The organism is Rhodovibrio sodomensis (genome assembly GCF_016583645.1).
Classification (GTDB): Bacteria; Pseudomonadota; Alphaproteobacteria; order Kiloniellales; family Rhodovibrionaceae; genus Rhodovibrio; species Rhodovibrio sodomensis.
Map to the genome: position 1 here is coordinate 1 of NZ_NRRL01000087.1, position 17,780 is coordinate 17,780.

Sequence of the window (17,780 nt, forward strand, 5' to 3'; positions counted from 1 at the left end):
CGACACCCCGAAGCAGCATCGGGCCAAAGTCCGAGGACATGGCCCCGCCGTTGAACTCGGCCCGGACCGTGCAGCCCTCGACGGGATGAAATCGCAGCTGTTCTTGGTTACCCTCTGCCATGGGCGGACCTCCACGCTGATTTCGTGTATTGCCTCAGCGCCCATAACCCGCACGAATCCGCGGGTTCAAGGGAGGTCCGCCCTGCCTCCGTGCAAAATGGGGGCTAAGTGAGGAAACTAAATGCATGCCGCCGACAGACCGAATCTGGGCTGGATCGCCAGCCAGGGTCGTTGGACGGGGTTCTTTTCCAACGCCGCACTTGAACAGATCGCATCCCTCGCCGGGCCGCTCGTCGAGGTGGGCACGCGCAGTGTCGTGCCGGACGGCGCGATGCGCCAGCCCGTCTATCTGGTCGCGGAGGGGTGGGGCTACGCGTATCACGATTTCCCGGACGGGCGCCGCTACGTGGTCGACGTGCATGTCCCGGGCGAGATCGTCGGCGTCGCCGCGGCCTGCGGCAGCCGCCGCGCGCCGCGGTTGGGGACGCTGACGCCGATGACGGTCGCGCGCCTGGACGGGGCCGAGCTGTGCCGACTCCAGGCGTCTTCGGCCGACATGGCGGCCGGCCTGTGCCGCCTGCTCGCGGTCGAGCAGACCGAACTGACCGAGCAGATGGGCAGTCTTGTCCGGCATACCGCCTACGAGCGGGTCGCGGCGCTGCTGCTGCGGCTTTACCGGCGGGTGGAGAAGCGCACCCCCACCGGACGGACGGTGTTCGCCTGTCCGGTGTCGCAGCAGGTGATCGGCGACATGCTGGGCCTCAGCGTGGTGCACGTGAACCGCTCGCTGCGCCGGCTGGCGGACGACCGCATCCTGCACAAGCGCGCGAGCGACGTGGAGATCCTGGACGCCGCCGCGCTCCGCCGGATCGGCGCGTAAGCGCCGGACCCGGTGATCCGGCGCTGACCGCGCTTGGCTAGAGCAAGATGCTGAAAGCTGAAGCCACCTTGCAGCGTTTTGCCCTAGTTGCCGACCAAGCGGCCGCGGGCGGTGCGCACCAGGCTCAGCACCAGGAAATAGGCCGACAGGGCGACGAAACCCCAGAACAAGGCCGGGTAGTCCCGCTGCAGGCCGCCGTCCGGCGTCTGCAGCAGCACCGCGGCCAGCGTCACCGCGGACCAGACCCCGGTCATCGCCAGGGTAAGCGGGCGCAGCGCCTTCACCCGGAAGGGATGGATGAAGGTGATCGGAACGAAGGTCAGCACCGCACACAGCACGACCACGGCGGCGGCGAACCAGTCCGGCAGGTCGAGCAGATAGAAGCACACCGCGATCAGGTTCCAGGCCGCCGGGAAGCCCGCGAAGAAGTTATCGGGCGTCTTGGCGTGCCGGTTGGCGAAGCAGTACTGCGCGGTCACCATCACCACCGCCGCGCCGGCGAGGTTCCAGCCGTCGGGCAGGAAGCCGAAGGTGTAGATGAACATCGCCGGGATGACCGCATAGGTCATGTAGTCGATGATGTGGTCCAGGATCGCCCCGTCGACCCGGGGCAGCACCTCCCAGATCACGTAGCGGCGGGCGAGCGGGCCGTCCAGCCCGTCGATCACCATGCCGATGCCCAGCCAGATCAGCGCGGACGCGGGCCGGCCGTCGACCACGGCGATCAGCGAGATCAGCCCGGTGACGGCGCCCAGTGAGGTGAACAGGTGGATGGCCCAGGCGCGCGCCTGCGCGACCGGACCCGGTTCTTGTAATCGCTCTGTCATGTCGCCGGGCAGTCTATCGGCTTGAACCGCTCGGGAACACAGCAGATGTCGCCGACCGGCGCCCCGAATTTACGATCGAAATCCCGCCCGGCGCACGGCGGGTTCGACCGACGTCGCGGACGGATACCAGCTATTCGTCGACCAGTTCGCGGACGTGGATGTCGACCATCAGCTCGTTGGCCAGCGCCTCGATATCCTCGCGCAGCTGTTCCAGCGGCAGGTCGTCCGGGACCTGCAGTTCCGCGACCGCGCGGAACAGCGCGCCGCCGGACATCGCGCCGCTCATCCGCTCGGTGACCAGATCGTCGATATTGACGTCCCGGTCGCGCAGCACGCGGGTGATCTCGCGCACCAGCCCGGCGCGGTCGTGACCGGTCAGCTCCAGGCAGACGGCGTGGTGCGGGCGGACCTCCTTGGGCGTGGCGTCGGCCCGGCGCAGCGACAGCTGCAGCCGGTCGCCGGCCAGCTTGTTGAGGTCGCGCTCCAGCGCCTCGGCCTGGCCGGCGTCGACGCGGACCAGGACGACGCCGGCGAACTGGCCGGCCAGCACCGACATCCGGCTCTCGCTCCAGCTGCCGCCGTGTTCGGCGACCACGCTGGACAGCTTCTCCACCAGGCCCGGCCGGTCGTCGCCCACCAGCGCGATCACGTAGCGCGTGTTCATCTTCGTCCTTTCCCATCCAGGCGTCTGTTCTTGTGGCCGCTCTTGTGGCCGCGCGCAGCCGTGGGGCCGCCGCGGCGCGCGGCCCATCGTGCGGCGGGCGGGCGGGCGATGCAATTGCCGGCAGCCTCGCGAACGCCGGGGCCCTGCGCGCCCGCGACCGAGCGGCGCACGCTGTTGCGCTCCACCCGAAATCTGCTATGCGCTTTCAATCAAGTGGCGGTTGGTCAGTGGGCGGCCAGTGAGTGGCCTGTGGGCGGTCGGGCCGGGCTGGCACGGCCGGGAGCAGTCAGGAAGGGCATCGGGCAGCATGATCAAGCTGATCGTTTTCGTCAGCCGCCGGGCGGATTTGTCGGCGCAGGCGTTCCAGGCGTATTGGCGCACGCGTCACGGGCCGCTGGTCCGGCGCGCGGCGGTCACCGGGCGCACCGTGCGCGGCTACGTCCAGGGCATGACCGCGCTCGAGGCCTATCAGGGCAGCCGGGCGCCGGCCTACGACGGGACGGCGGAGCTGTACTTCGACCGGCACGCGGACGCCGACGCCTTCTTCGGCGATCCCGAATACCTGGAACAGATCCACCCGGACGAATCCAATTTCGCCGATCTGAGCCGCTGCGCCTTTGTCGCGACCAGCGGCCCGGAGATCGTCTGCGGCCCCGAGCCGGCCGGCGCGCGGGGGGTGAAGCTGATCATTGGGGTCAAGCGCCACCGCGATCTCGGCGTCGCGGCCTGGCGCGAGCACATGCGCACCCGGCACGCCTCTCTGGTGCGCGATCATCCGACCAGCCGGCGCTACCTGACCGGCTACGTCCAGTGCTTTGCCGCCGACACCGCCTACCTGGACGGCGAGCCGGCGGTCGACGCCACCTCCGAACTGTATTTCCCGGACCTGGCCACGATGCAGGCGTTTCTGGACGACCCGGCCTACCAGGCGGAGGTGTTCCCGGACGGCGCGGACAACGCCGACATGTCCCGCACCGTGTTCTTCCCCACCCGCGAAGAGGCGGTGATCCCGACACCCGCGATGACCGGGGCGTAGAGCGGGCGACCGGTAGGGTCGGATGCGCTGTGTTGGCGGCAAGCCACCGCCACCGCCGCGCCGCCCCGCGCCCTGATAGCTTAGGCGTAGAACCGCAGGTCGGCGACGGCCAGGTCGGCGCGGAATTCCCGGCCGATCGCCACGAGGCCGATCCGTCTCAGCCGGCTCAAGTCGAGCGGCGCGTCGATCCGGTGCGCCGTAAAGCCGTCGAACGGCAGACGGATGGTGCGCCAGTCGCCGGTGGTCCCGAAACTCTGCCGGTAGGACTGCCAGGGCCGCCGCACGTCGGTCGTGCGCAGGTGCAGGTTATAGCTCTCCCCGTTGCCGCGGACCGTGATCGCGATCCCGGTCCAGGCGCTGGCATCGACCGTCCCGCCGTCGGGCCGCAGGTCGAGCGTGGTCTGCACGAAGCCGCCGTTGTTGGCCAGATTGACGTCGCCGGTCAGGTGCACCGCCGGCCGGCCGGCGACGGTCGCCCGCCGAACCCGGGCTTCGGAGACGCCGCCCATCACCTGATCGGTGACCAGCCGCCACTTGGTGCCGGTGGCCGCGCTCAGGTCGTCGGCGCTGGCGTCGTCGATCGTCGGCGGGGCGTCGGGCATCGGCTCGCTCGTTCACGATGGACGGGATTGGGGGTGGCCAGCGCCAGCCCGCGGCCGGTCTGAGCCGAGCCGCTCCGCGGGCTGCGACAAACGGCCGGGGCCGCTCGCGCGGGCCGGTATCGACCGGCGGGAATCCCGATCACGCTAGCCGGGTGCGACCGGCTTGACCAGCGGCGGGCGCAGGCTCGACAGGCGCGGTGGCGATGTGCTGTTCTCATCCGCGGTTTCAGGGCCACAGCGCGGTTGCGCATCGCACCGCCGTCCGGGTGGGCCCCGCTCGCGTGGCCCGTTTCGATCACCAACGGAGACGCCTGGGGATGAGCCAGCACACACCGCACGAACTCGCCGAGGAGTTCCCGGAGCACAAGCAGCAGATCCACGATCTGAAGCAGAATGACGAGCATTTCGCCGCGCTCGCCGACGAGTACCACAAGGTGAACCGGGACCTTCACCGGATGGAGACCGAGATCGAGCCGGTTTCCGAGCAGACCGAGCACGAACTGCGCAAGCGCCGGCTGCAGCTGAAGGACGAGATCGCCGGCTACCTGCGCTAGCTAGCGCGCTTACGGCGCGGTCCGGGGACGCCGGGCGTCAGCCCTTCTTGGAGCCCAGGCTCTCCAGCAGCTGGCCCATCATGTTGGTGGGGAAGGGGAAGACGATCGTGTTGGTCCGGTCGCCGGCGATATCCTGCAGGGAATTCAGGTAGCGCAGCTGCATCGCCGCCGGCTGCGCGTCGAGCTGACGCGCGGCCTCGACCAGCTTCTGGGCGGCCTGCTGTTCGCCTTCCGCGTTGATCACGCGCGCCCGGCGCTCGCGCTCGGCCTCGGCCTGCCGGGCGATCGCGCGGATCATGCTCTCGTCCAGGTCGACGTGCTTGATCTCGACGTTGGCGACCTTGATGCCCCAGCGGTCGGTCTGCTGGTCCAGGATTTCCTGGATGTCGCGGTTCAGCTTGTCGCGCTCGGACAGCATCTCGTCCAGCTCGTGCTTGCCCAGCACCGAGCGCAGGGTGGTCTGCGCCAGCTCGCTGGTGGCTCTACGGAAGTTCTCCACCTCGTTGATCGCCAGCTGCGGGTCGGTGACGCGGAAATAGATCACCGCGTTGACCTTCACCGAGACGTTGTCCTGGCTGATCACGTCCTGGCTGGGGACGTCCTCGGTGATCGTGCGCAGGTCGACCTTGACGATCTGCTGGACCACCGGGATCAGAACTCGGAATCCGGGGCCGGTCACGCTGGTGAAGCGGCCGAGCGTGTAGACCACGCCGCGTTCGTATTCGCGCAGGATCCAGATCGCCTGCGACAGGAAAGCGATGACCAGGACGGCGATTACCGCCGCGATGATGGCATTGACCAGCATGGGGGGCCTCACGTGCTCGCGGGTTGGGAAGTGTCGTCGGGGGCCGGTTCCGGCTGCCGGGCGACCGTGAGCGTCAGCCCCGCGCGGGCGGTGACGCGCACGTGCTGTCCCGCACGCAGGTCCGGCGGGCCGACCGCGTTCCAGTATTCGCCTTGCAGCTGGACGCGTCCGCGCCCGGCCTCCTGCTCGCGGGTCCAGTTGACCACCTCGGCGCCGTGGCCGACCAACTGATCCTCGCCGGTGGAGACGCGTACGCGCTGGCTGTTCACCATCATCCCGACCAGCAGGATCAGCACCAGGCCGGACAGCGCGGTCACGCCCGCGACGGTCCACCACGACAGGGCGTAGGCGCCGCTGCCGGTGTCGAACGTGATCGTGCTGCCGAGCGCGAAGGCGGCGAGCCCGCCCAGGCCGAGCGCGCCGAACGAGGGCACGAACGCCTCCGCGACCATGAACGCGACCCCGACGCCCATCAGCGCCAGGCCGGCGTAGTTCACCGGCAGCACGTTGAGGGCGTAGAGCCCGAGCAGCAGGCAGATCGCCCCCAGCACGCCCGGCACCGCCAGCCCCGGGCTGATGAACTCGAAGATCAGCCCGTAGATGCCGATCATCATCAGGATGAAGGCGATATTCGGATCGGTCAGGGTCGCCAGCAGCCGGTCGCGCCAGTCCGGCGGCGCGCGCTCGATCCGTGCGTCGGCGAGGGCGAGGGTGGTCTCCCCCACCTGCGTCTCGACCGTCCGGCCGTCGAGCGCGCTCAGCAGCGCCTGCAGCGTGTCGGCGCGCAGGTCGACGACGTTGCGCGCGACGGCTTCCCGGGCGGTCAGGGTCGCGGCCTCGGTGACCGCGCGCTCGGCCCACTCGGCGTTGCGCCCGCGCAGTTGGGCGAGCGCGCGGATATAGGCGACGGCGTCGTTCACCGCCTTCGCCGTCTTGGCGTCGGTGGGGGCTTCGGCCGGGGCACCGCTCTGCGCGCCGCCTGCTTGGTCGCTGGCGGTGTCGCTAGAGGCGGCCCCGCCCGCCTCGCCGCCCTCGCTTGCGCCGCCCTGCGCGCCGCCTTCGCTTGCGCCTGCGCCTGCGCCGCCCGAACTGCCTGCGCCTTGCCCGCGATCGCCTTGCCCGCCGTCGTCGGCGGCCGGCAGCGGCGTGCTGCCGCCGCCCATCTGCACCGGCGTCGCCGCGCCCAGCGTGGTGCCGGGCGCCATCGCGGCGATGTGGCTGGCGTAGAGCATATAGGTGCCGGCGCTGGCCGCCCGCGCACCCGAGGGCGCGACATAAGTCGCCACCGGGACCGGACTGGCCAGGACGGCTTCGTTGATGTCGCGCATCGCGGTGGTCAGGCCGCCCGGCGTGTCGAGCTTGACCACCACCAGTTCGGCGCCGGCCTGCTGCGCCTCCGCCAGGCCATCGGTCAGGTAGCCGCTGGTGGCCGGACCGATCGGGCCGTCGACCGTCAGCACGCGCACCAGCGCCTGGCTGCCCTGGCTTTCTTGGGCGTACGCACTGTCTTGGGCGTACGCACTGCCGCCGTCACCGTGGCCCGCGAGCAGGCTCAGGCCGGTCAGCAGGAACACCAGCGCGCCCACGCCCCGGCGCATCGCGCGGACGCGGCGGCCGGCACAGGGTCGGCGGCCGGCACGGGGTGTTGGATCGCAGGGGCGCGCGCGGTTCATGCCACCAAGGTGGCGCCGGATCGGCCGTCGGCCAACGGGTCGCGGGGTTCCGTCGTCCGTCGCCGCCGCCGCTGCTGCCGGCCGGATACCGCCTGGGCCGGCGGACTCAGCGCGGCCGCGTGTCGCGGTCGTGCATCTTGCGGATTTGGGCGGCGAGGTCGGCCATCTCGGTGTGCATGCGCTGGCGCATCGCCTCCGCGCAGACCCGGCGAACGCTCCGGATCGCCTGGCGCAGCCGCAGCTTGGCCACGCCGGCCGCCGGTGCCCTGGCCTGGTCGCGGGCGTGCGCGATGTCGACGGCGTAGCGGGCCCCGTCGCCCAGGGAGTGACTGAGGTCGGTTAGATCGGCCGCATCGCGCGCGGCCGACAGGGTCGGCGCCCCGCCGCCGTAGCCGCCGCGTTCGTAGCCCCAACTGTGATCGGCCGCGCCGTGTTCCGGCGCCGACGTTTCGCCCGGCGCCGGGATGGTTTTCGGGGCCTCATCGGTCAGGCCGCTGTAGTCCACCGGGCTCCGCGGCGTGGCCGCGCCGGCCGGCACGGGCGAACTGCGCGTCTGCATCGGTCGGTCGGCGGCCAACCGGTCGGTAAAGGCGTCGTGCGGAAGTCGGGCGGCCGAGCGGCCTCCCAGGGGCGGAGATGCGTCGCTCATCGGCAGCCTCCCACCTCTTCCTCGTCGCGAAGCCGGGGAGCGGAGCCGGCATTGGCGCTGGCGCGAGCCGCGTCCGGCGCCCAGTCGACCCCGTCGTTGCTGTCCAGCGGCGCTGTCCAGCGGCGCCGACCGGCTGCGCGACCGCCTGCGAAAAACTCTTGCGACTGGACTGTGCAACAGACCGGCTTTGAACGCCAGAGTTTTTCGAGCGCCCCGACCCGGGTTCGGAACTGTGCCCCAAGCCCGCAGCGGGCGCCAAGCGAATTCCGCGTGGCCGGCGCAGGCCGGGATGCCGGTTGCACCGAGTGCGGTTTGCCCAGGGCAGTTTGCCGGGTGCGGGTTGCCGGGTGCGGGTTGCCGGGTGCGGGTCGATAGACGCGCCCGGATGAGGAGCCCGCGACAAAAAAGTCCCCGCGGACCCCTCTCGGGGCGCGGGGACGTCTGAGGAATGTCGTCCGCCGGCCGGGCCAACGGACTGGGGACCCCATGAAAGTGCGCGATCATGCGTCGCACGTCGTTGCTCTATGTTGGGCAAGGCGCGACATTCGGATGTAAACTGCGCGCTTCGGGTGCAAGCGACCGGGGCAGGGCGGTCGGGCCGACGCCGGGGTGCGGACGCGGGTCGGGGCGGCACCCGTGACCGGGCCCGGACTTTTGTCCCCGGCGCCCGATTTTGACCCTGCCCACGGCCGGCTTCCTGGCGTTAGAGTGATACCAGACGGGCACCGCGGCGCGGCATTTGCCGCGGCACATTCAACAAGCCCGCGAACGCCGGTGCCGCGCGCACCGGCGGCGTCACCAAGGGAGGACGCAGCATGAAGGTACGCCAGATTTTGGACTCCAAGGGCGGCGACGTCGCGACGATCACGCCGGACCGGACGATCGGCGACGCGATCGGCGAATTGGGCCGGCGGCGGATCGGCTCACTCGTCGTGGTCGACGAGGGCGGCAATCTGGTCGGCATCCTGTCGGAGCGCGATCTGGTCGCCCAGATGGCGGAACACGGCTTGGACCTGACACAAAGCCACGTCCGCGATCTGATGACCAGCAACGTCGTCACCTGCCAGCCGGACGACGATGTGACGGCCGTGACGATCAAGATGACCGACGGGCGTTTCCGTCACGTGCCGGTGGTGGATCGCGGGCGCCTGATTGGCCTGATCTCGATCGGCGACGCGGTCAAGGCGCGGATCAACGAGCTTGAGCACGAGCGCGAAGCGCTGCGCGACTACATTTCCTCGGGCTGAGGCTGGTCTCGGGCAGAGGCTGGTCGCCGGGCCGTGGCTCAACCGGCCGGATCCCGCCGGCGGCAGGCTCGCGCGCGGCGCGGGTCGGCATGGCATCCGTTAGGCCGGGTCGTGCGCGAAATCCGCGCGGGGCAAGCGCGGATCGGGGCGACAGGACGCCGCGACGGCTTGCTTGACGCTTCGCGGACGATTACCTGACTACTCAGCTTGACGCGCGGTCCGCTGCCGGCGCGGCGGGCGCGGTCCTGATACCGCACCTCGGCCCGCCGCCGGCGTCGCGCCGGACGCCGGCTGACCGGTCCAAAACGAACAGGGTTGTTGACGGACATGATCGTCGAACTCGGCCACTTCGCCCTGATCCTCGCGCTGTGCACGGCGATCGTGCAGTCCGTGCTGCCGCTATGGGGCGCCCAGCGAGACATCCCCGGGTTCATGGCGACCGCGACTCCGGCGGCAGTGGTGCAGCTCGGCCTGGTTATGGTCTCGTTCGCGGCCCTGACCTACGCCTACGTGGTCAGCGACTTCACCGTGCTCAACGTGGTGCAGAACTCCCACACCCTGAAGCCGCTGCTCTACAAGATCTCCGGCGTGTGGGGGAACCACGAGGGCTCGCTGCTGCTCTGGGTGCTGATCCTGGCCCTGTTCGGCGCGATCGTCGGCGTGTTCGGCCGCAACCTGCCGCCCGGGCTGAAGTCGCGCACGCTAGCCGTGCAGGCGATGATCGCGGTCGGTTTCATCCTGTTCATGGTGCTGACATCCAACCCGTTCACCCGGGTCAGCCCGCCGCCGGTGAACGGGCAGGACCTGAACCCGCTGCTGCAGGACCCGGGGCTCGCGTTCCACCCGCCGATGCTCTACGTTGGCTACGTCGGCTTCTCGATCGTGTTCTCGTTCGCCATCGCCGCCCTGATCGAAGGGCGGGTGGACGCCGCCTGGGCGCGCTGGGTCCGGCCGTGGACGCTGCTCGCCTGGGTGTTCCTGACCTTCGGCATCGCGCTCGGTTCCTGGTGGGCGTACTACGAGCTCGGCTGGGGCGGCTGGTGGTACTGGGATCCGGTGGAGAACGCGAGCTTCATGCCCTGGCTTCTGGGCACGGCCCTGCTGCACAGCGCGATCGTCGTGGAAAAGCGCGACGCGCTGAAGACCTGGACCATCCTGCTGGCAATCCTGACCTTCGGGCTGTCGCTGGTCGGCACGTTCCTGGTGCGCTCGGGCGTGCTGACGAGTGTGCACGCCTTTGCGACCGACCCGGACCGGGGCGTGTTTATCCTGGCGCTGCTGGTGATCGCCATCGGCGGCGGTCTCGCGCTGTACGCCTACCGCGCGCCGCAGCTGAAGGGCGGCGGCCTGTTCGCCCCGATCAGCCGCGAGGGCGCGCTGGTGCTGAACAACCTGCTGCTGACCGCGGCCACGGCGACGGTGTTCCTGGGCACCCTCTACCCGCTGTTCCTGGAGGCGCTGGGCGGCGGCAAGGTGTCGGTCGGCCCGCCGTACTTCAACGCCACGTTCATCCCGCTGATGCTGCCGTTGGTGGCGGCGCTCGGCGTCGGACCGCTCCTGGCCTGGAAGCGCGCGGACCTGAAGGGCGCGCTGCAGCGGCTCAAGGTCGCGTTCGCGATCACCGGCGTGGTGTTCGTGGTCTGCGCCTACGTACTCTGGGGCCGCAGCGTGTTCGGCATGCTGGGCTTGGCGCTGGCGGTCTGGCTCGCCACCGCGGTGTTGGTCGAGTTCGCCGAGCGGATCGGCGTCGGCAAGGGCCTGGGCTGGGACGGCGTCTGGCGCCGCGCTCGGACCATGCCGCGCGCCTCGTTCGGCATGATGGTGGCGCACCTCGGTGTCGCCGTGGCGATGACCGGCATGACCGCCTCGAGCCTGTGGCAGAGCGAGAGCATCACCGTCATGCAGCCGGGCGAGACCGAGACGGTCGGCGGATACCAGTTCACCTTCAAGGGCGCGGGACCGGTCGACGGGCCGAACTACACCGCCACGGAGGGGACGTTCGTGGTCACCGCCGGCGGCGAGCGGATCGCCACGCTGACGCCATCCAAACGGCAATACGTCGTGTCCGGCCGCGAAACCACCGAAGCCGCGATCCGAACGCGGCCGCTGGGCGACATCTTCGCCGTGATCGGCGACCCGCAGGCGGACGGACCGGGCTACACCGTGCGCCTCTACTTCAAGCCGCTGGTCGCTTGGATCTGGTTCGGCTGCGGCTTCATGGGTCTGGGCGGTTTGATCAGCCTGACCGACCGGCGCCTGCGGGTGGGCGCGCCGACCCGGGCGCGCCGCCGGGGCGCGGCCCCGCAGCCCGCCCTGGGCGCGGCCAAGGCACAGGACTAACGCGATGATCCGACGGGCACGCACAGCGGTGTGGGCGATGCGGCGAAGCCTGGGCGCTTTCGCGATCGCGCTGGCCGTGGCGCTGGCCGCGCCAGCCGCCGCGGTGCAGCCGGAAGAAAAGCTGGCCGACCCGCAGAAGGAGCAGCGCGCCCAGGAGCTGGGCGAGGAGATCCGCTGCTTGGTCTGCCAAAGCGAATCGATCGCCAATTCCAACGCCGACCTGGCGAAGGACCTGCGGGTGCTGATCCGGGAGAAGATCCAGGCCGGCCAGTCCAATCAGGAGATCAAGGATTTCCTGCAGTCGCGCTACGGCGATTACGTGCTGCTGCGCCCGCCGGTGAAGCCGGAGACCTACGTGCTGTGGTACGGCCCGGCCGCGATCACCGCGCTCGGCGCGCTCGGCGTGGGCGTGTTCTTCTGGCGCCGCAACAAGCGCCCGGCTGCGCAGCAGAAACTGTCGGCGGACGAACAGCGCCGGCTGAACCACATCCTTGATGGAGAGTGACGACCAGGCATGACTTTTTGGATCGCCGCCGGTCTTCTGACGCTGGCCGTGCTGGCGGCCGTCGTCCTGCCCATTCTGCGCGCCCGCGCCACCGCCCGGCGCGCGACCGATTATGACATCGAGGTCTACCGCGACCAGTTGAAGGAGGTCGAGCGCAACAAGACGCGCGGCCTGATCGGCGCGGCGGAGGCCGAGGCGGCCAAGGCGGAGATCGGCCGGCGCATCCTGGAGGCTGACCAGCGCCGCCAGAAGGCCGCCAGCGAGGGCGCCAGCGCCAGCCGCGCCACGGTGCGGGCGGCGGCCGTGCTGGTGGCTGTCGCGCTGCCGGCGGGCGCGGTCGCGGTCTATTTGAGCGAGGGCAACCCCGGTCTGGACAGTCAGCCGTTCGCCAGCCGCAACCTGCCGGAAGATGCCGGGACCCGGCTGGCCGGCCGCGGCAGCGGCGGTCAGCAGCGCCAACCCGGCGGCGGCCAGCCGGGCGGTGGCGGTCAGGGTCAGTCGCTCGCCCAGGCGGAAGCCAACCTGACGGCCAAGCTAAAAAAGAACCCGGACAACGTCGACGACTGGGTCCTGCTGGGCCGCACGCGCCTGGCGATGCAGCGCTACCAGGACGCGGTCGACGCGTTCGAGCAGGCGCTCAAGCGCGCGCCCGACCGGCCGCAGATCAACGCCTTCTACGGGGAGGCGCTGGTGATGGCGAATCAGGGCACCGTCGTGCCGAAGGCGCAGCAGGCGTTCGAGAAAGTCCGCGCGCAGGTGCCCGACGACCCGCGCAGCCGGTTCTACCTGGGGCTGGCGGAAAAGCAGGCTGGCAATCCCCGGGCGGCGCTGGATATCTGGAAGAAGCTGGTCGCGGATGCCCAGCCGGGGGCGCCCTACCTGGAGGCGCTCAGCCAGCAAATGGCGCGTGTCGAGCGCGAACTCGGGATCGAGCCGGGCACCACCTTCGCCAAGGTCAAGCCGGAGGCGCCCGCGGCCGCTCAGGGCACCCAGACCGCCCAGGGCCAGACCGGGCAGGGCCAGACCGCCCAAGGCCAGACCGGGCAGCCTGGCGGCGCGTCCGGCGGCGGGGCGCCGGCCCCGAGCCGGGAGCAGGTCGAGGCGGCGCAGGACATGTCGGCCGAGGATCGCCAGCAGATGATCCGCGGCATGGTGGACCGCCTGGCCAGCCGGCTTGAGCAGAACCCGAAGGACGCGCAGGGCTGGCAGCGGCTGATCCGCTCGTATGGCGTACTGGGCGAGGGCGAGAAGGCAACGCAGGCGCTCGCCGACGGCCTGGCCGCGTTCGAGGGCAACGCCGCGGTGCGGCAGCAGCTCAAGGCCGCGGCCCAGCGGCAGGGTGTCGCGATGCCGCAAGGCGTGAGTCCGCCGCAGCAGACCGCCAGCCAGGGAAATAGGCCCTCAGGCGGCGGTCAGGCCGGCAGCGGCCAGAGCGGTGGGACCGCCGGGGCGCCTACCGGCAGCCAGCTGGGCCAACTGAGCCAGCAACAGCGCCAGCAAATGCTGCAGCAGATCGCAAAGGGCCTGTCGAACCAGCTGCAGAACAATCCCGACAACGTCTCCGGCTGGATGCGTCTGGGCCAGACCTACATGCGCCTGGGCGAGACGCAGAACGCGGTCGATGCGCTCGCCAATGCCGAGCAACGCGCCCCGAACGACGCGAACGTGCTGCTCGCCTACGCCCGCGCGCTGCGGCAGCAGGCGGGCACGCAGACCAAGCAGACCGTTGAGCTGACCCGCCGGGCCTTGGAGCAGGCGCCGAACAATCCGGAGGCGCTCTGGTTCGGCGCGATGGCGGAGCTGCGCGAGGGCGACAAGGATAAGGCGCGGTCGATGTTCGATAAGGCGATCCGGCAGCTGCCGCCCGACACCCCCCAGACCGCCGAGCTGCGCAAGCGCGCCGACCAGATGCTACGGAACAATTAGAGCAAAATCGATGAAGGTCGGGTCGACCTTCATCGGGGATTTTGCTCTAACTGCTTGAAGAGAGGGCAAGGTTCAGCCGAAAGGTGATGCCACCTGCGAGCATCTTGCCCTACGGCCGCAAGCGCGGGTGGCGGTTGACGTCCTTGTACAATAGATAGCGGAAGCGCCCCGGGCCGCCGGCGTAGCAGGCCTGCGGGCAGAAAGCGCGTAGCCACATGAAGTCGCCCGCTTCGACTTCGACCCAGCGGTCGTTCAGCCGGTAGACGCCCTTGCCCTCCAGGACGTAAAGCCCGTGCTCCATCACGTGGGTCTCCATGAACGGGATCACGCCGCCGGGGGCGAAGGTCACGATGTTGACGTGCATGTCGTGGCGCAGGTCGTCGGGATCGACGAACCGGGTGGTCGCCCACGCGCCGTCGGTGTCCGGCATCGCCACGGAGGTGGCGTCCTGCTCGTGGGTCACGATCGGGTCCGGGTAGGGCAGTCCCGACACCGGCTCGTAGGCCTTGCGGATCCACATGAAGCGCACCGGCTGGTCGCCCAGGTTACGGACCCGCCAGTCGGTCTCCGGCGGGACGTAGGCGAAGCCGCCGGCGGACAGCCGGTGGTCCTGCTGGCCGATCGACAGCGCGAGCTCCCCGTCGAGCACGAACAGCGCCGCCTGGGCGCCCGGCTCCGGTTCCGGCCGGTCGCTGCCGCCGCCGGGCGCGACTTCCATGGCGTATTGCGCGAACGTCTCCGCGAAGCCGGTCATTGGCCGGGCCAGGATCCAGGCGCGCGTGTCGTCCCACAGCGGCAGGCGGCTGGCGACGATGTCGCGCATCACCCCGCGCGGGATCACCGCGAACGCGTCCGTGAACAGCGCGCGGTCGCTCAACCGTTCGCTCTGCTGAGGCAAGCCGCCGGGCGGGGCGGCGTAGGTCGGGCCGGTCATCGCGGGCGTCTCCTTGATTGGGCAACCCAGTGTCGTGCCCAACCATGGCCCGGATCGCCGCCGTTTTACCAGATGTCTGCGGCCGATCGCCTTTCTCCCCATTGATTGCGGACAAATCGGACTGCACCACAGACCAGATGCACGGTGCTATTCGGCCGCGCGTCGGTGCTGCGCCCAGGGAGTCTCACGTCCGTAGGTCGGCTACGTCGTAAGAGCGCGGCCGACTTTTAATCGGAATCAATCCGGGCGCGCGGCGGCTGCGGCAAACTGGTCCGGCACGTGATCCAGTGGCTTGCCGACGTCCGCATTCGACGGGCGTGCGGGCGTGTATGCCATTGGCGTCACGGCCGGGCGGCCGGGGTCCAAGGCGCCCCAGAGCGCCGTCCAAGGCGACCGGATGACGACCGATGCAAAAATCCCAGGCACTTCGAGGCGACAGTTGGAGGCAGCGCGACATGACGACACGGAAGACGGACCAAAAGCAGGGCAGTGAGGCAGCGGCGGTGACGATGCCGGTCGATGCCACGATGGCCGGCATGCAGACGCGGATGGCGCAGATGATGACCGGTAACGCCGAGCTGGCGCGGCGCTGGATGGACGGCTGGGCCCGGATGATGACCGAACTGCTGGACTTCTCCGGGCGGCGCATGCAGGCCAACTTCGAGACGCTGGAGCGCACCGCGCGCTGCCAGGACCCTGGGGAGGCGCTGCGCATGCAGATGTCCAGCGTCGAGACGGCGGTGCGCGTCTACGCCGACGAGGCCGGGCGCCTCTATGAGCTGTGCAGCAAGACCAGCGAGGACTGCATCAAGGCGTTCGATGGCGCACACGACGAGACCACGCAGGCGCCGCGACCCGAACCCCGGCAGGCGGCCGAATAGCCGAGCGCCGCACGCCGCGCCGGGCCGGTCGGCGTGCTTAGGGCAAGATGCTGAAAGGTGGATTCACCTCTCAGCATCTTGCTCTAGTCCCGCTCGACGTATGCCTGTCCGGCGAGGTTCAGGTCGCTGCGGGTCAGCACGATCTTAAGGTGCCGGAACAGGCCGACGAACTCCTCCATCGTGACGTGGACTTCCTGGGCGCGCAGCGGCAGCGCGTCCGGGTTGTCGCGGATCGTTTCCTGGACGTGCGCGGTGTCGCGTCCTTCCGCCAGCAGGCCGCGCACCTGCGGGATGCGCATGCGCCCGCTGCAGCCGTCGCCGACGGAGAGCTCGACGGCGACCAGCGTCTCGGTCTCGCGGTCCATCTTACCTTCGGTCCGCAGCAGCCGCTCCAGGTCGCCGCTGTCGAGATCCATCGCCGCGACCGTGCCGTGCCACTCGCCGTTGGGGATTTCCGCCGTCAGCTTTGTCATCTATCGGGGTCCTGTCTGCAAAAGCCGGCCGCCCAAGGGCCGGACCAGATGCAACAATTAGCACAGGGCGGCCAGGGGCGACGGCAGTTTCTTCAGGGGGAGCGGCGGGCGCGCAACCGGCGGTAGGGTCGCCGCGGTGACTTGCGCGGCGGCGATCCATGCGTCCAGCGCGGCCCTGGCCGTACCGTACAGCCCGTGCGAAATTCGCATGGCTATTCGCCCGACACTGTGCCCATCTTATGAGCGTGCCCGCAGCGGTGCGGGTGCCGGTTCAGGAGCAACGGACATGGCGAAGTCGCAGAACAAGAGCGGGCGCGAAACCCGCAAGACCAAGAACGACCAACAAAGCGCTAAGAAGGTGCCGCGCTATCTGCGCGAGGGCGGCGAGGCGCACGTCGAGATCCCGGCCTTCAAGCCCACCAAGAAGAGCCCGCCGGCCAACTGAACCGCCCGCCAAGCGCGCCGCTGTACCGCTTCCGCACTGGCCGCCGCCGCTGCCCGACCGGCGCGGCGGCCAGGGCCCGTTCAAGCCGCCCCCGACCTCTGGATGTCGTCCGTACGCCGCCGTGGCGGTGCGGACGACCCGGATCGGGACGGAGCATTCGGCGTGTCTTGTGTTATCCTGCGCCGCTGGCCCCGGCGCCGGTCCCCGGGCGGCCTTGAGTGTCCGGCCTGTTGCCGGCGCCCGCCGACCTAACCCGCGAACAACGGGCTAGCCTCACGCGGACGGTGTCTTGCCCCTTGCGCGAGCTTGCCCCTGGGAGTGCCTGCCCTGCGAATCGTCCGTGACTTCCCGCGCCGCGTGCGGGTGATCGAGAACCTTTGGATCCCGATGGCCGACGGCTGCCGGCTGGCCGCGCGCGTCTGGCTGCCCGCGGACGCTGAGGCCGATCCGGTGCCCGCCCTGCTCGAGTACATGCCCTACCGCAAGCGCGACTTCACCCGGCCGCGCGACGAGCCGCTGCACCACTACATGGCGGGCCACGGCTACGCCTCGATTCGGCTCGACCTGCGCGGCAGCGGGGAGAGCGACGGCGTGCTGCTGGATGAATATCTGGAACGCGAGCAGCTGGACGCGCTGGACGCGATCGCCTGGATCGCCGACCAGCCGTGGTGCGACGGCAACGTGGGGATGTTCGGCATCTCCTGGGGCGGCTTCAACGCGCTGCAGGTCGCGGCCTGGCGCCCGCCGGCCCTGAAAGCGATCGTCACGCTGTGCTCGACCGACGACCGCTACGCCGACGACGGTGTGTCACGAACGCACTGACGAGAGGAGGTGCGGTGTCGTGCAGGAGATGAGGGTAGGCCCCTCGGAGCCGGCGGTCAGGCGCAGGCTTCAAACCACCGCAAGCTGCGACGGTAAAGAGCCGTGGTGGTGAGCGTTGCGGAAAAGGCGGGACGTGATCCCGTCAGGTAGGGCTCAGAGAGACGAGCGCGAGCGAACCGCTGATGACGTGTCGAAAGCGTAGAGACGATGTCAAAACCGGGGGGATGTCGTTAACCCGGGACGAGTCTGGGGGATGGCCTGATTGCTGCCCAGACGGCATCCGGCATGGAGGCGGCGTGACTCTGAGACAGGCTTCTGCACGGAACGTGAGAACCTGTCGCCCCGATGCGAAGGGAGACGCTCAAGCGGGAGGCCCCCGTAAGAGCCCGAGTACCGACGCGGGGCACAGGGGCGGAGCGGCCCGTAGTAGGGAAGAAGGCGCTGTAATGGCGTCGGA

The 17,780-nt window shown here is 69.9% G+C and carries 18 protein-coding genes; 10 read left to right on the forward strand and 8 right to left on the reverse strand.

Annotation, left to right across the window (positions count from 1 at the left end; genetic code table 11):
* Nucleotides 1-241: 241 nt before the first annotated feature.
* Nucleotides 242-940: a Crp/Fnr family transcriptional regulator gene (locus tag CKO28_RS20410; RefSeq protein ID WP_200342665.1), complete on the forward strand. Its 699-nt coding sequence runs from the start codon at nucleotides 242-244 to the stop codon at nucleotides 938-940.
* An 83-nt stretch (nucleotides 941-1,023) separates the two neighbouring features.
* Here the strand turns inward: CKO28_RS20410 and CKO28_RS20415 are convergent, their stop codons facing one another.
* Entirely contained in the window at nucleotides 1,024-1,767 is a 744-nt protein-coding gene (locus tag CKO28_RS20415) for a CDP-alcohol phosphatidyltransferase family protein (protein ID WP_200342666.1), read from the reverse strand.
* 130 nt (nucleotides 1,768-1,897) lie between these two features.
* Nucleotides 1,898-2,431 (reverse strand): glycine cleavage system transcriptional repressor, encoded by a 534-nt coding sequence (locus CKO28_RS20420; RefSeq protein WP_200342667.1) that lies wholly within the window; start codon nucleotides 2,429-2,431, stop codon nucleotides 1,898-1,900.
* A 307-nt stretch (nucleotides 2,432-2,738) separates the two neighbouring features.
* On the opposite strand from CKO28_RS20420, the gene CKO28_RS20425 reads away from it, so the two are divergent.
* Nucleotides 2,739-3,467, forward strand: coding sequence for an EthD domain-containing protein (locus CKO28_RS20425; RefSeq protein ID WP_200342668.1), 729 nt, complete (start codon nucleotides 2,739-2,741; stop codon nucleotides 3,465-3,467).
* Between the two features lie 80 nt (nucleotides 3,468-3,547).
* Here the strand turns inward: CKO28_RS20425 and CKO28_RS20430 are convergent, their stop codons facing one another.
* Nucleotides 3,548-4,069 carry a CIA30 family protein gene (locus CKO28_RS20430; protein WP_200342669.1) on the reverse strand — a complete coding sequence of 174 codons (522 nt, stop codon included), beginning with the start codon at nucleotides 4,067-4,069 and terminating at the stop codon, nucleotides 3,548-3,550.
* A 317-nt stretch (nucleotides 4,070-4,386) separates the two neighbouring features.
* On the opposite strand from CKO28_RS20430, the gene CKO28_RS20435 reads away from it, so the two are divergent.
* Nucleotides 4,387-4,623, forward strand: a complete 237-nt coding sequence (locus CKO28_RS20435) for an HP1242/YdcH family protein (protein WP_200342670.1) — start codon at nucleotides 4,387-4,389, stop codon at nucleotides 4,621-4,623.
* Nucleotides 4,624-4,660: 37 nt separating this feature from the next.
* Here CKO28_RS20435 and CKO28_RS20440 read toward each other — a convergent pair whose 3' ends face one another.
* The 3 genes from CKO28_RS20440 to CKO28_RS20450 form a co-directional block, all read right to left on the reverse strand.
* Nucleotides 4,661-5,428, reverse strand: coding sequence for a slipin family protein (locus tag CKO28_RS20440; protein WP_200342671.1), 768 nt, complete (start codon nucleotides 5,426-5,428; stop codon nucleotides 4,661-4,663).
* 8 nt (nucleotides 5,429-5,436) lie between these two features.
* The gene (locus CKO28_RS20445; protein WP_200342672.1) at nucleotides 5,437-7,026 is read right to left on the reverse strand and encodes an NfeD family protein; all 1,590 of its coding nucleotides are present in this window, start codon (nucleotides 7,024-7,026) and stop codon (nucleotides 5,437-5,439) included.
* Between the two features lie 181 nt (nucleotides 7,027-7,207).
* Nucleotides 7,208-7,750 carry a hypothetical protein gene (locus CKO28_RS20450; protein ID WP_200342673.1) on the reverse strand — a complete coding sequence of 181 codons (543 nt, stop codon included), beginning with the start codon at nucleotides 7,748-7,750 and terminating at the stop codon, nucleotides 7,208-7,210.
* Nucleotides 7,751-8,565: 815 nt separating this feature from the next.
* Between CKO28_RS20450 and CKO28_RS20455 the strand changes: the two genes are divergently transcribed.
* The 4 genes from CKO28_RS20455 (at nucleotide 8,566) to ccmI (ending at nucleotide 13,768) form a co-directional block, all read left to right on the forward strand.
* Entirely contained in the window at nucleotides 8,566-8,997 is a 432-nt protein-coding gene (locus CKO28_RS20455; RefSeq protein ID WP_200342674.1) for a CBS domain-containing protein, read from the forward strand.
* Between the two features lie 327 nt (nucleotides 8,998-9,324).
* Nucleotides 9,325-11,337, forward strand: a complete 2,013-nt coding sequence (locus CKO28_RS20460; RefSeq protein WP_200342680.1) for a heme lyase CcmF/NrfE family subunit — start codon at nucleotides 9,325-9,327, stop codon at nucleotides 11,335-11,337.
* A 4-nt stretch (nucleotides 11,338-11,341) separates the two neighbouring features.
* On the forward strand, nucleotides 11,342-11,842 hold the full coding sequence (locus tag CKO28_RS20465) for a cytochrome c-type biogenesis protein (RefSeq protein WP_242480696.1): 501 nt from the start codon (nucleotides 11,342-11,344) through the stop codon (nucleotides 11,840-11,842).
* Between the two features lie 9 nt (nucleotides 11,843-11,851).
* The gene (gene ccmI, locus CKO28_RS20470; protein WP_200342675.1) at nucleotides 11,852-13,768 is read left to right on the forward strand and encodes a c-type cytochrome biogenesis protein CcmI; all 1,917 of its coding nucleotides are present in this window, start codon (nucleotides 11,852-11,854) and stop codon (nucleotides 13,766-13,768) included.
* Nucleotides 13,769-13,877: 109 nt separating this feature from the next.
* Here the strand turns inward: ccmI and CKO28_RS20475 are convergent, their stop codons facing one another.
* Entirely contained in the window at nucleotides 13,878-14,702 is an 825-nt protein-coding gene (locus CKO28_RS20475; RefSeq protein ID WP_200342676.1) for a bifunctional allantoicase/(S)-ureidoglycine aminohydrolase, read from the reverse strand.
* A 455-nt stretch (nucleotides 14,703-15,157) separates the two neighbouring features.
* Here CKO28_RS20475 and CKO28_RS20480 point away from each other — a divergent pair, with 455 nt between their 5' ends.
* Nucleotides 15,158-15,583, forward strand: coding sequence for a phasin family protein (locus CKO28_RS20480; RefSeq protein ID WP_200342677.1), 426 nt, complete (start codon nucleotides 15,158-15,160; stop codon nucleotides 15,581-15,583).
* An 83-nt stretch (nucleotides 15,584-15,666) separates the two neighbouring features.
* Here CKO28_RS20480 and CKO28_RS20485 read toward each other — a convergent pair whose 3' ends face one another.
* Nucleotides 15,667-16,056, reverse strand: coding sequence for a hypothetical protein (locus tag CKO28_RS20485; RefSeq protein ID WP_200342678.1), 390 nt, complete (start codon nucleotides 16,054-16,056; stop codon nucleotides 15,667-15,669).
* 286 nt (nucleotides 16,057-16,342) lie between these two features.
* On the opposite strand from CKO28_RS20485, the gene CKO28_RS20490 reads away from it, so the two are divergent.
* Together CKO28_RS20490 and CKO28_RS20495 are read left to right on the forward strand one after the other, a co-directional pair.
* Nucleotides 16,343-16,501 carry a hypothetical protein gene (locus tag CKO28_RS20490; protein WP_200342679.1) on the forward strand — a complete coding sequence of 53 codons (159 nt, stop codon included), beginning with the start codon at nucleotides 16,343-16,345 and terminating at the stop codon, nucleotides 16,499-16,501.
* 318 nt (nucleotides 16,502-16,819) lie between these two features.
* Nucleotides 16,820-17,323: a CocE/NonD family hydrolase gene (locus CKO28_RS20495; RefSeq protein ID WP_437127644.1), complete on the forward strand. Its 504-nt coding sequence runs from the start codon at nucleotides 16,820-16,822 to the stop codon at nucleotides 17,321-17,323.
* Nucleotides 17,324-17,780: the final 457 nt, after the last annotated feature.

What these genes read in the sequence shown, in the direction of transcription:
- CKO28_RS20410 (WP_200342665.1), top strand. Translation starts at nt 242, where the DNA reads ATGCATGCCGCCGACAGACCGAATCTGGGCTGGATCGCCAGCCAGGGT.
- CKO28_RS20415 (WP_200342666.1), bottom strand. Translation starts at nt 1,767, where the DNA reads ATGACAGAGCGATTACAAGAACCGGGTCCGGTCGCGCAGGCGCGCGCC.
- CKO28_RS20420 (WP_200342667.1), bottom strand. Translation starts at nt 2,431, where the DNA reads ATGAACACGCGCTACGTGATCGCGCTGGTGGGCGACGACCGGCCGGGC.
- CKO28_RS20425 (WP_200342668.1), top strand. Translation starts at nt 2,739, where the DNA reads ATGATCAAGCTGATCGTTTTCGTCAGCCGCCGGGCGGATTTGTCGGCG.
- CKO28_RS20430 (WP_200342669.1), bottom strand. Translation starts at nt 4,069, where the DNA reads ATGCCCGACGCCCCGCCGACGATCGACGACGCCAGCGCCGACGACCTG.
- CKO28_RS20435 (WP_200342670.1), top strand. Translation starts at nt 4,387, where the DNA reads ATGAGCCAGCACACACCGCACGAACTCGCCGAGGAGTTCCCGGAGCAC.
- CKO28_RS20440 (WP_200342671.1), bottom strand. Translation starts at nt 5,428, where the DNA reads ATGCTGGTCAATGCCATCATCGCGGCGGTAATCGCCGTCCTGGTCATC.
- CKO28_RS20445 (WP_200342672.1), bottom strand. Translation starts at nt 7,026, where the DNA reads ATGCGCCGGGGCGTGGGCGCGCTGGTGTTCCTGCTGACCGGCCTGAGC.
- CKO28_RS20450 (WP_200342673.1), bottom strand. Translation starts at nt 7,750, where the DNA reads ATGAGCGACGCATCTCCGCCCCTGGGAGGCCGCTCGGCCGCCCGACTT.
- CKO28_RS20455 (WP_200342674.1), top strand. Translation starts at nt 8,566, where the DNA reads ATGAAGGTACGCCAGATTTTGGACTCCAAGGGCGGCGACGTCGCGACG.
- CKO28_RS20460 (WP_200342680.1), top strand. Translation starts at nt 9,325, where the DNA reads ATGATCGTCGAACTCGGCCACTTCGCCCTGATCCTCGCGCTGTGCACG.
- CKO28_RS20465 (WP_242480696.1), top strand. Translation starts at nt 11,342, where the DNA reads ATGATCCGACGGGCACGCACAGCGGTGTGGGCGATGCGGCGAAGCCTG.
- ccmI (WP_200342675.1), top strand. Translation starts at nt 11,852, where the DNA reads ATGACTTTTTGGATCGCCGCCGGTCTTCTGACGCTGGCCGTGCTGGCG.
- CKO28_RS20475 (WP_200342676.1), bottom strand. Translation starts at nt 14,702, where the DNA reads ATGACCGGCCCGACCTACGCCGCCCCGCCCGGCGGCTTGCCTCAGCAG.
- CKO28_RS20480 (WP_200342677.1), top strand. Translation starts at nt 15,158, where the DNA reads ATGACGACACGGAAGACGGACCAAAAGCAGGGCAGTGAGGCAGCGGCG.
- CKO28_RS20485 (WP_200342678.1), bottom strand. Translation starts at nt 16,056, where the DNA reads ATGACAAAGCTGACGGCGGAAATCCCCAACGGCGAGTGGCACGGCACG.
- CKO28_RS20490 (WP_200342679.1), top strand. Translation starts at nt 16,343, where the DNA reads ATGGCGAAGTCGCAGAACAAGAGCGGGCGCGAAACCCGCAAGACCAAG.